This window comes from Clostridium sp. Cult3 (assembly GCF_021655115.1).
GTDB lineage: Bacteria > Bacillota > Clostridia > Tissierellales > Tepidimicrobiaceae > PPXY01.
In genome coordinates, this window is sequence record NZ_PPXY01000019.1 from 22,302 (window position 1) to 33,404 (window position 11,103).

Genomic DNA, 11,103 nt, shown 5'->3' on the forward strand with positions numbered 1-11,103 from the left:
ACTCCTACCTCCTCACGCTATAAACCATAATGTCTTCTAAACTTGCTTTTTCTATCAACACCTTATCTCCAAATGTGTTTTTTATCTTGTCTAAATTATTGGTCAATCCTTCAAACCCAACTCTAGTTTCTCTTAATCCAATAAATTGCTTTCTAGTATTTTCATCTAATAGGTCCATACCACCTTTTACTATGGCATAGCTCTCCATCACCCCATCCTTAGACTCTGAAAATACCACTTTTCCCTCATTGATGAAGGTTATATAGTCTGCTATCTTCTCCAAATCCGTAGTTATATGAGTGGAAAAAAATATACTTTTGGTATCATCCTGGATAATGTTGTATAAAATATCCAATATCTCCCGTCTAAATACTGGATCCAACCCAGATGTAGGTTCATCCATGATTATTAAGTCAGCATTATGGGATAAGGCAACAGCTAATGAAAACTTCATCTTCATACCTTTAGATAGAGTTTTGATCTTTACCTTTGGATTTAGATCAAATTCTTTAATATAATAGTTAAACTGCTGTTCATCCCATCTTGAATAAAAGGAGGCTACTATGTTTTTCATTTGATTGATAGTCAAATCTTCATAATAATAATTTTCATCATATACAAAGCCTATTCTATCCTTTATCTCCTTCTCGTATTTTACATGATCCTTACCAAATATATTAATCTCCCCACCATCTTTTTTGAGCAGATTCATTATAAGCTTTATAGTGGTACTTTTCCCTGCTCCATTAGGCCCTATAAACCCCATTATATATCCAGGCTCCAATTTAAAACTAATGTCATCTAAAGTAAAATTTTTGAACTGTTTTCTCAAATTCTTAACTTTTAGAATATAATCCATATCTATACCTCCTCAAACAAAATTTTCAACATTTCCTGTATTTCTTCATAATCTAGTCCTAATAATTTGCTTTCCTCTACTATGTCAAGAAGTTTTTCTTCTACGATTTTCAGTTTTTTCTCTCGCATTAATTCCTTGTTCTGCCCTGCTACAAAGGAACCTTTCCCCTGCATAGTTTCAATAAATCCTTCCTTTTCCAACTCATCGTAAGCCCTCTTAGTGGTTATAACAGATATTTGAAGATCCCTAGCTAATCCTCTAATAGAAGGCAATAAATCTCCTTCTTTCAACTCTCCCTTTAAAATCATTCCCTTGATTTGTTGGGATATCTGTTCATATATAGGTTCATCTGATGAATTAGAAACGATAATCTTCATAGCCATCCTCCTAAGCAAAGTATATAGTGTTTATTATGTATATACTGTATATATAGTCCATATACAGTATAAGCTTATTTTTAAAACTTGTCAATAGTTTAGATGATTTAATATAAATATACTTTGTTAACATGTTTTGTTTTATAGTTGACATTGATTCTATAATTTATTACAATCTTATTGTCAACTTAATATATATATTAGTTTACATATTGGAGGGATCATATGAAAATATCTACTAAGGAAATGGTATTAACTTCTTTATTTACTGCATTAACAGCAATAGGGGCTTTTTTAAGTATACCTGTAGGTAGTGTCCCCATTACGCTACAAAGCTTGTTTGTTATATTATCTGGACTTTTGCTTGGCTCTAGATTGGGAGCTTTATCTCAACTAATCTATGTATTATTAGGGCTTTCTGGGGTTAGAATATTTGCAGGATTTTCTGGCGGACCTCAAACGGTATTTACACCAAGTTTTGGTTTTTTGATCGGATTTATATTTGCAGCTTTTATAGTTGGAAGGATTGTCCATAGTGGTGAAGTTATGGCTTTTAGAAGGATATTTTTTGCTACTCTAGTAGGTACTTTGGTTATATATTTATTCGGAGTTCCATATATGTACATGGTACTCAATCATATAATGGGTAAATCCATCTCCTTTGTAGCAGCTTTGAAAGCAGGATGTATTATTTTTCTACCTGGAGATATATTGAAGGCCTTTCCTGCCTCCTTAGTGGCATCAAAAATACTTCAACGAATTAGCCCTATTAGCCAATAGGCAATTTATAAGCCTTCTTTTTTGATATAATATTGGTGAAGGGAGGTTCATACATGATTACCGTAACTGGAGAAGAGATGAAAACCATCGATAAATATTGCATTGAAAGATTAGGTATTCCTGGAATTGTTCTTATGGAAAATGCAGCTTTAAAGGTAGTTGATAATATAGATTTAAATAAATTCAACAGTTTTACAGTCCTATGCGGTGTTGGAAACAATGGAGGAGATGGACTAGCCGTAGCAAGACATCTCATAGTAATGGATAAAAAAGTAGATATATTTATACTAGGAAATATAGGTAAAGGCAGTCAGGATTTCATGACAAATTACAAGATACTTAAAAATATGAATATTCCCATAGAATATATAGTAGATAAAAGGGATTTAGAGCCATTAAAAGATTCACTGGATAATTCAGATATGGTTATAGATTCCATATTTGGAACAGGCTTAGCCAGGGAAGTTGAAGGTATCTTCAAGCAAGTAATCTCACTAATAAACCAGAATAGTAAATACATACTATCTATAGATATCCCATCAGGTATGGATTCAGATACGGGAGAAACCTTAGGTATATCAATTAACTCCAACAAAACCATCACCTTTCAACTGATGAAAAAGGGATTACTTCACAACAAAAGTTATTCAGGAGATGTAATTGTAGAAACCATTGGAATGCCTAGAATAGCCGTAGACACTATATTGCATAATAGGATAGACCATCAGTACTAATGGTCTATCCTATTATCTCATTTATTTTTAAGGAAGCACATTTTGACAGGTTTATATGTTCGGCTTCTATATTAATTACAGGCCTAGTTAAATCTTTAGGATGGATAAACTCGATTTTACCAACCCTTCCATCGCTTAATTTCACTTTGGAATTTACATATAATTGAGATAAGTTTTTGAAAAATATATTTAATAGTGGTCTACTAAATTTATGAACTCCCATATTATAAAATTCTTCTATAGCATCAAAAGGAGTGCTCTTCTTTTTATAGACTCTCTCCGAAGTTAATGCATCGTAAACATCTGCTATTGCAAGTATCTTAGCGTATAGATTAATCTTCCTTCCTTTTATACCATAGGGATAACCGCTACCATCTTCTCTTTCGTGGTGACTAAGTATAGCCTCCCTAATCTCTTCTGTCAAAAAAGATATGCGTTTTGCTAATATATAGCCATCTATTGTATGTTTTTTAACTACACTAAATTCTTCATCAGTCAACTTACCCTCTTTATTTAATATATTCCTTGGTACTTTAGCTTTTCCAATATCGTGAAGTAAAGCAGCTTGACATAGTTCTCTAGTCCTTTTCTTGTCTAATCCTATCAAATTCCCTAAATATATAGAATATATGGCTACATTTACACTGTGATTATAGGTGTATTCGTCAGTATCCTTAATCCTTCCCGTATATCCAATCATTTGACTATTTTTATTTACTTCAAGGGATAAAATCTTAGAAATACTACCTAAGCTATTTGGATCTACTCCCTTCCCTGCCGCTAGTCTTGTAACTATCTCCTGCATTGCTAAGATACTTTCTTTACAATCTAGTGGGGAACTAGCTCCTGATAAAGGATAATCATCTTCTTCAGATGGATAGATTGGTACTTTATTAATTTTCGACTTAGATAAAAGTTTTATAGCATACATGTTGATTACAGAATTCTTCCCCATTAGCATATTTCCTTCATCATCAAAAATATCTTCTATTAATATTTCATCCAATGCATCTTCCGTCGAACAAAGAGATTTGGTTTCCAACAACTTTCACCACTATTCTAATTTGTTTTCTTTACGACACATGGTATATTTTATCATATTATTACTTAGATTGTTGTTTTCTTTGAATTTTAGTAATAATTACCTACTCTACATATCCCCTTAATCCTCGAACTGAAACCTCACCAGAAAATATACTCTCCCTTTTGCCACCTTCATATTCTACTATTAATTGTCCTTCCTCGTCTATATCTAAAGCCTTACCTATCGTCTCAGTATCTCCCCTTATTATTCGTACTTCCTTTCCTATTATTATGGAATTTTCTCTAGATATATGGATGGATTTAGAAATATCTCCTTCTAGTTTAAATGGAAGATAAAGATCCTCAAAATGATTTAATACCATAGCTAATAGTCTTTTCCTATCTATATCTATACCAGTAATCTCCTTTAATGATGTGGCTTTACTGGCTAATACTTGACTTAAGTCTTCTTCTCCTAAGTTAACGTTAATACCTATACCCATGATTACATAATTTATTATATTTAGCTCACAACTCATCTCTGTAAGGATACCACAGACCTTTTTACCATGGATTATTATATCATTAGGCCATTTTATATGAGACTTTAAACCTATTTGTTTTAATCCTTGATTTACTGCCGCTGCTCCTATCAATGTTAATTTAGCTACTTCTGAAGGGGGCATCTGAGGTTTTAGTATTATGCTCATCCATATACCTTTCCCCTTAGGTGAAACCCAATCCCTTCCTAATCGTCCTTTCCCCCTGGTCTGTTCTTCTGCTATTATGACAGTCCCCTCTCCTTCTTCCATAGCTATTTCCTTTGCCTTTATATTAGTAGACCCTATACTACCAAAATAATGAATATTCCTGCCTATAAAATCCGTAGTTAAATACTCCTCTATTTCTTCTAAGGTGAGTACATCTGGACAGGACAATAGCTTATAGCCATTTTTAGGCATGGATTCAATCTTGTATCCTTCTTCTCTTAATGTATTAATATGCTTCCATACTGCAGTGCGGCTTATACCCAGTTCATCACTAATCTTTTCCCCTGAGATAAAGTCATCCTTGCTTTTCTTTAACATCAATAATGTCTTTCTTTTCATATATGATCACATCCTCAAATAATAGACTATATTCATTATCAATATAATCATAACATAACGAAACCCAACAATAATATATTTTCGTTGGGTTTGAAAAAGATTATATTAAATTTTATCTTCCAGTAAATCCCTTAGATCTCCCTTTACCTTATAGGGAACTCTCTTTAATTCTTCAATATTTTTGCTCCCTGTTAACAACATCAATGCTTTAAGTTTATAGGTCAAATCTTTCATATACCTATTAGCCCTTTCATATCCACCTTCCATTAATTCTTTCAATATTTGTCCGCTTATACCTACCATATCAGCGCCTAAGATTATAGATTTAAGTATATCTAGACTGGTCCTTATACCACCACTAGCTATCAACACTAATTCCTCTGATATACCCCTGCATTGGATTAGGCTAAGGGCCGTTGGAATTCCCCAAGAATATATATCACTAAAATCTATTTGGTCATTTCTTCTATCCTCTATTTCTATAAAATTGGTACCTCCTACGCCTGATACATCTATATATTTTACTCCTGCATCATATAGGCTTTGAGCTATATTTTTTGATATGCCAAAGCCTACTTCCTTTACTATAACTGGTTTTTCTATACTGGATACAATATCTTGTATATTGTTTAAAATCCCCTTAAAATCCCTATCTCCTTCTTTCATAACCAACTCTTGAGCTGGGTTTAAATGGAGTTGGATACCATCGGCTTCTAATAAATCTAGGGAGAACTTTACATCTTCTATGGAGGCATGAGCATTTAAATTAGCTATTACTACCTCCTCTTGTCCCATTATCTCCCTTACTATCTTAAAGGATTCATGACTTTCTTTATCCCTTAAAGCTATGGTTTGGGAACCTACTGCCATAGGAATATTGTATTCCTTAGCTATTTTTGACAAATCTCTATTTATTTCCCGGGAAAATTCTGTTCCCCCAGTAATAGCGTTTATCATTATGGGATAATTTACATTGTTCCCCAAAAATTTAATCCTTGTATCAATTTCTGATAGATTTAACTCTGGGAGAGCATTGTGCTCGACAAATACATCATCAAATAATGTATAATTGATATATCCAGATTTTAAATAATGATCTATATGCTCTTTTTTTCTATCCTTTCTCAAAATATCTTTTTTCATAAAAACCTCTCTTATTCACTTAACAAATATTCTCCAAACAGTTCTTTTACTAAAATTCTCATTTCAGCCTCATCATATAGGAAATAGGATGTAGGGCCTATATACTCACCTTCACCAGGTAGGGTAGCAACTTTCATATTTTCCAGGTCTATTTTTCTTGCTGACATAGCCCCTTTCATCACCGCTTCAAAGGGTACATTGGTGTCTACGTAATCATAATAGGTCTTGACCATCTTAGGTAGAGCCAATAGGTTTTTAGGTTTTAATACCTGTTTAATAAACTCTTTCATAAATATCTGCTGAGCTTTAACTCGCCCCAAATCGCCTTCCTTGTAGGATCTAAATCTTAAATACATTAAGGACTCGTCCCCATTTAATGTTTTTAAGCCTGGATCTAAATGAATATATGGATCAGGGTGACGCATTTTTACAGGTACATCTATTTCCACTCCACCAATAGCATCTACTATACTCTTCACTGCCAAATAATCTACTGTCATATAATATTTTAAATCAATATTCAATAAATCTTTTACCGTTTTTATGGATAGATAGGGCCCTCCGTGAGAATGAGCATGAGTTATTTTTTCTGGATTTTTTCTTCCCCTTATATTAACCCTTGTATCCCTAGGAATGGATAGTAGAGTAATCTCTCCAGTTTTAAAATTATATTTACCTAATATCATAGTATCGGTTCGCATCCCAGTTGGTTTATGACTATTTTCACCTTTTATTTTCTTTTCTTTTACAGCTTTTATGCCGCCTACTCCATCATTATCATCTATACCCATAAGTAAAACCAATATCTCATCTTCATCATCAAATGCCTCTTCTATTCCATCTTCTTCTCCAGCGGAAATGGCTGGTTCTTTGTTAGATAGGTATTTTCCTGCTCCTGCAAACAAAGCAGAAAAACATATTATTGATATAAAAAAGGTAGCCCAAAATTTCTTTTTCATCTTACTAACCTCCAATGTGTACAACCTATAATTTAAATAATACTAGATATGGAGGTGTTTTGCAATGGAAATAAGGTTACAATTTAGATACATAAGGGTTTCCTTCTATATAATATCTATAGGGAAAATCCTTAGCTTCTTCTGCATAGTCTATTCCTATTCTGGTAGTTTCTATGATATTAAATTGCTTTTCCTGCCCCTTTTGCAAATACAACTCATCTCCACATAGGTCTTTTGTATCTAGGGTTTTATCGATATTCAAAGCCATGGATAGCTTTCCTGGCCCATTGGTTAAATTTTTCTTTTGATAATTGCTCAATTGGTCATAGGGCTTCCCAAATCGATTATTAGACATTTCATCTATCCCTACTAAAGGCTCTACAGCTCTTATTAAAACTGCCTCAGGGATCCCCTCCCTTTCAGCTACTATATTGAAACAATAATACATACCGTATATAAGATAAACATAAGCTCTTCCTGGCTGCCCATACATGGTCTCCACTCTTTTGGTCCTTTTCCCTCCATAGGAATGGGCGGCCTTATCCTTAATCCCTAAATAGGCTTCTGTTTCTACAATTTTCCCTTTTAATAATTTTCCATCTACATTATGTACTAAAACCTTTCCTAAAAGCTCTTTTGCCACTGTCAATGTATCCCTACTATAAAAATTTCTATCTAATTTCATATTTATTTTCCACCTTTCATAGATTTTTTGTCGCTGATATATATTCTACCCTAAAATTAAAAAAGGCATATATGTATATATGCCTTTTAAATCCCATCTTCCCTTTTATTTATTATGTTGCTTTTAATTTTTATTACAAATACTATTCTCTACCATATCCAATAGTATATCCCTTCTTAGTTCAGAAGCCTTTTTTTCTCCCACTAGATTTTCTACCAACTCTATTGCAAAATATACTGCTATGGCTGGTCCCCTAGCTGTTATGATGTTTCCATCCTGTACAACCAAGTCTTCCTTGTATACACTTTCCTTTAAATCATCTTCAAAACCTGGATAAGAAGTAACCTTTTTATCCTTTAGTATGCCTACTCTTTGAAATACTATAGGCCCAGCACATATTGCAGCTAGAATTTTTCCCTCTTGATTGAATTCCTTCACTAGCTTTATAACCCTATCATCATCTCTTAAGTTGGTAGCTCCTGGCATGCCTCCTGGAATAACTAGTCCATCATAGTTTTTAATGCTATCTATTTCGTCTATTCTTTTATCTGCTTCTACAGTTATCCTGTGAGCCCCTTGTACATTTTTCTCTTCTATAGAGCAGGTATCTACTATTATGTCCATTCTCCTCAAATAGTCCACTGTGGTAAGGGCCTCTACCTCTTCAAACCCTTCTGCTAACAACAATAGAACTTTTTTCATTCTACCCCTCCTAAAAAATATTCATCTATATTATATCAATAATATAGAAATTTACCAAAAATAAAAAGATGGCATAGTTCCATTTGAATTGAAGGGGTTAGAACTATGCCAATGGTGGGCTTATTTGTGTTCTTCTAATGTGGCTATGGCCTCATTATGAAGTGTTGTTATTTGAGAAAACACATTTTCATCTATTACAAATTGGTTCTCCTCTATAATATCTATATATTTACTAACTATATTGGATGTTACAGTATCTTTAGATTTAGCTAATTTTTTATAGCTAGATAAGACTTCGTCTTTTATCATATTCGTGTCATAATCATATATTGGAGTATTGTCTGATCCTTCTAGATAGAATCTTAAATATAATCCATAAAGTCTTAGTAATTCCTCATATTTTATACCTTCCGGATATTTTATAATATGCTTTTCTACTGTTATTAGCCTTTCACCTAATTCATCGAAGGATATCATGAATGCTGCATCAATTATTGTAGGAAGGTTTGAGTCCATAGCTTTAATATGGATATAATCCTTCATCTCATTTGAAACATATTTATCATAGACTTTTAATGCTTCATAGTCTATTATTGGATAAAAGGCTCCTTCCATATTGATTAATTTATATTTTCCTTGGATTATCTTATCTAACAGCTCTTTTAGATTTCCATTTTTTATTTCTTCTACCTTGCTCTGATCGAAGAATAAATATTTACCTATTTCCTCTTCTTTTTCAGGCTTTAGCTGATAAATACCAGATAAACTTAGTAACTCCGCTTGATAATCTTCCATAAATAGTTGGTCTGTATATTTTTCTATATATTGTTCCTGAACTGCTTCTAATTTTTCAATCATCTCTACTCTTTCTTCTGGTGAAACCTTTTCAATGTTTTCATCTATATATTTTATCAAGTTCATAGGTTCATTGTTGTTTTCAACCATATTTCTAAAATCCTTCATTATACTGTCATTTTTACTTTCTACTACATTTGCTGCTTCCTCTTCTACTTTATCAGCTACTTTATCCTTGTCTGTTTCTATCTTTTTAGAACTGCAGCCAGAAAGGGTCAAAAGTAATACGGCAATTACAATTATTGAAAAAATCTTAGTTTTTTTTCTCATATCCTTACCTCTTTCATTATTTTTATCTCCTACTATTATATCTTAAATATATGGTTTTCGACAATGTTTGGATATTAAACTGCTATTTTTTATTACTTTGTATACCTAATATACCAATTTATCGGTTAAAAGTCGTTACAAATGAGTTACAAAAAATGTTATAATCTATATACAGCACGGATAAGGAGGTGTTCATATGGTTAATAAAGAATATATAGACCTAATAGTGGATAAACAAAGGACTTTTTTTAACCTTAACTCTACTAAGGATGTGTCCTTTAGAGTTGAGCAACTTAATAAGCTAAAAGACGTTATTTTAGAGTATGAAAATATGATAATGGATAGCCTGTACAAGGATTTGGGCAAATCACAATTTGAAAGCTATTCTACTGAGGTAGGTATAGTATTAAGCGAAATATCCTATGCCTTAGACAATATTGGGAATTGGACTAAAGTAAAAAAAGTAAAAACTCCTATAACAAATTTTAAATCTAAATCCTATATATATCCAGAGCCCTATGGCAATGTGTTTATTATTTCTCCTTGGAATTATCCCTTCCAACTTACTATGGCTCCTTTAATCGGGGCAATAGCAGCGGGAAATACTGTCCTTATTAAACCTTCTAGTTCCTCCATTCATACTAGCAAAGTAATGGAAAAGATGATCAACGAAAATTTTCCAGAAGAATTGATTCACCTAGTCAATGTAGATTCAAACTCTGCTAATTATATATTGAATAAAAAATTTGATTATATATTTTATACAGGTAGTGTCTCCATAGGGAAGTTGATCATGAAAAAAGCAGCAGAACATCTAACCCCTGTAACATTAGAACTGGGAGGAAAAAGCCCTTGTATAGTTGATAAGGAAGGGGATATAGACATATTTGCCAAAAGGATCGTATGGGGAAAATTATTAAACGCTGGTCAAACCTGTGTAGCTCCTGATTATGTATATGTCCATAGGGATATAAAGAGTGAATTCATTGAAAAACTTATATACCATATTGAAGAATTCTATGGGAATGATATAAAAAATAATGATGAATATGCAAGGATCATCAATGAAAGACATTTTAATAGACTAAGCTCCTTAATGGATAATGATAAGGTAGTCTATGGAGGATATTCAGATATAGATGATCTCTATATATCCCCTACTATCATGAATAATATTACCTGGGATGATCCAATCATGGAAGATGAAATATTTGGCCCTATTCTTCCCATATTAGAGTATGAATCAATAGTTGAAGTTATAGAGAATATAAAAATGAGACCTCGTCCCTTAGCCCTGTATGTTTTTTCTACCAATTCTAAAGTAGTAGACAAGATAATAAATAGCTTATCCTTTGGTGGTGGTTGTGTTAACGATACTATAATGCATTTGACCAACCCTCATATGCCCTTTGGTGGTGTAGGAAATAGCGGTATAGGTGCATATCATGGTAAGTATAGCTTTGATACCTTTACCCATTATAAAAGTATATCTAATAAAAGTCTTAGTCCAGATATAGACACTAGATACCCACCTTATAAAGGTAAGTTGAAATGGGTTAGAAAGTTATTGAAATAAAATTTATCACCCTAGGGTAGGCATATCACAA

At 32.7% G+C, this 11,103-nt stretch carries 12 protein-coding genes; 3 read left to right on the top strand and 9 right to left on the bottom strand.

Annotated elements, in window-relative coordinates:
• Window positions 1-4 precede the first annotated feature (4 nt).
• Both C3E88_RS04240 and C3E88_RS04245 read right to left on the bottom strand, forming a co-directional pair.
• Window positions 5-859, bottom strand: coding sequence for an ABC transporter ATP-binding protein (locus C3E88_RS04240; protein ID WP_132028603.1), 855 nt, complete (start codon window positions 857-859; stop codon window positions 5-7).
• A gap of 2 nt (window positions 860-861) precedes the next feature.
• Window positions 862-1,236, bottom strand: coding sequence for a GntR family transcriptional regulator (locus C3E88_RS04245; RefSeq protein ID WP_132028606.1), 375 nt, complete (start codon window positions 1,234-1,236; stop codon window positions 862-864).
• A 225-nt stretch (window positions 1,237-1,461) separates the two neighbouring features.
• Here C3E88_RS04245 and C3E88_RS04250 point away from each other — a divergent pair, with 225 nt between their 5' ends.
• Window positions 1,462-2,016: a biotin transporter BioY gene (locus C3E88_RS04250; RefSeq protein WP_236908919.1), complete on the top strand. Its 555-nt coding sequence runs from the start codon at window positions 1,462-1,464 to the stop codon at window positions 2,014-2,016.
• Between the two features lie 53 nt (window positions 2,017-2,069).
• Window positions 2,070-2,750: an NAD(P)H-hydrate epimerase gene (locus tag C3E88_RS04255; protein ID WP_236908920.1), complete on the top strand. Its 681-nt coding sequence runs from the start codon at window positions 2,070-2,072 to the stop codon at window positions 2,748-2,750.
• Between the two features lie 4 nt (window positions 2,751-2,754).
• Here the strand turns inward: C3E88_RS04255 and C3E88_RS04260 are convergent, their stop codons facing one another.
• The 7 genes from C3E88_RS04260 to C3E88_RS04290 form a co-directional block, all read right to left on the bottom strand.
• Window positions 2,755-3,792 (bottom strand): HD-GYP domain-containing protein, encoded by a 1,038-nt coding sequence (locus C3E88_RS04260; RefSeq protein WP_236908921.1) that lies wholly within the window; start codon window positions 3,790-3,792, stop codon window positions 2,755-2,757.
• A gap of 103 nt (window positions 3,793-3,895) precedes the next feature.
• Window positions 3,896-4,882, bottom strand: coding sequence for a biotin--[acetyl-CoA-carboxylase] ligase (locus C3E88_RS04265; protein ID WP_236908922.1), 987 nt, complete (start codon window positions 4,880-4,882; stop codon window positions 3,896-3,898).
• A 105-nt stretch (window positions 4,883-4,987) separates the two neighbouring features.
• Entirely contained in the window at window positions 4,988-6,025 is a 1,038-nt protein-coding gene (gene fni / locus C3E88_RS04270) for a type 2 isopentenyl-diphosphate Delta-isomerase (protein ID WP_236908923.1), read from the bottom strand.
• An 11-nt stretch (window positions 6,026-6,036) separates the two neighbouring features.
• On the bottom strand, window positions 6,037-6,984 hold the full coding sequence (locus C3E88_RS04275; RefSeq protein WP_236908924.1) for an LCP family protein: 948 nt from the start codon (window positions 6,982-6,984) through the stop codon (window positions 6,037-6,039).
• Between the two features lie 76 nt (window positions 6,985-7,060).
• A complete protein-coding gene (locus C3E88_RS04280) occupies window positions 7,061-7,669 on the bottom strand; it encodes a DNA-3-methyladenine glycosylase (RefSeq protein WP_236908925.1) in 609 nt (202 codons plus the stop codon).
• Between the two features lie 123 nt (window positions 7,670-7,792).
• Window positions 7,793-8,371, bottom strand: a complete 579-nt coding sequence (locus C3E88_RS04285) for a DJ-1 family glyoxalase III (RefSeq protein ID WP_236908926.1) — start codon at window positions 8,369-8,371, stop codon at window positions 7,793-7,795.
• A 120-nt stretch (window positions 8,372-8,491) separates the two neighbouring features.
• Window positions 8,492-9,496 (bottom strand): hypothetical protein, encoded by a 1,005-nt coding sequence (locus tag C3E88_RS04290; RefSeq protein ID WP_236908927.1) that lies wholly within the window; start codon window positions 9,494-9,496, stop codon window positions 8,492-8,494.
• Window positions 9,497-9,692: 196 nt separating this feature from the next.
• Between C3E88_RS04290 and C3E88_RS04295 the strand changes: the two genes are divergently transcribed.
• The gene (locus C3E88_RS04295; RefSeq protein ID WP_236908928.1) at window positions 9,693-11,072 is read left to right on the top strand and encodes an aldehyde dehydrogenase; all 1,380 of its coding nucleotides are present in this window, start codon (window positions 9,693-9,695) and stop codon (window positions 11,070-11,072) included.
• The last annotated feature ends 31 nt before the right edge of the window (window positions 11,073-11,103 follow it).

Coding starts and splice junctions, on each gene's coding strand:
- C3E88_RS04240 (WP_132028603.1), bottom strand. CDS start 859: ATGGATTATATTCTAAAAGTTAAGAATTTGAGAAAACAGTTCAAAAAT.
- C3E88_RS04245 (WP_132028606.1), bottom strand. CDS start 1,236: ATGAAGATTATCGTTTCTAATTCATCAGATGAACCTATATATGAACAG.
- C3E88_RS04250 (WP_236908919.1), top strand. CDS start 1,462: ATGAAAATATCTACTAAGGAAATGGTATTAACTTCTTTATTTACTGCA.
- C3E88_RS04255 (WP_236908920.1), top strand. CDS start 2,070: ATGATTACCGTAACTGGAGAAGAGATGAAAACCATCGATAAATATTGC.
- C3E88_RS04265 (WP_236908922.1), bottom strand. CDS start 4,882: ATGAAAAGAAAGACATTATTGATGTTAAAGAAAAGCAAGGATGACTTT.
- fni (WP_236908923.1), bottom strand. CDS start 6,025: ATGAAAAAAGATATTTTGAGAAAGGATAGAAAAAAAGAGCATATAGAT.
- C3E88_RS04275 (WP_236908924.1), bottom strand. CDS start 6,984: ATGAAAAAGAAATTTTGGGCTACCTTTTTTATATCAATAATATGTTTT.
- C3E88_RS04280 (WP_236908925.1), bottom strand. CDS start 7,669: ATGAAATTAGATAGAAATTTTTATAGTAGGGATACATTGACAGTGGCA.
- C3E88_RS04285 (WP_236908926.1), bottom strand. CDS start 8,371: ATGAAAAAAGTTCTATTGTTGTTAGCAGAAGGGTTTGAAGAGGTAGAG.
- C3E88_RS04290 (WP_236908927.1), bottom strand. CDS start 9,496: ATGAGAAAAAAAACTAAGATTTTTTCAATAATTGTAATTGCCGTATTA.
- C3E88_RS04295 (WP_236908928.1), top strand. CDS start 9,693: ATGGTTAATAAAGAATATATAGACCTAATAGTGGATAAACAAAGGACT.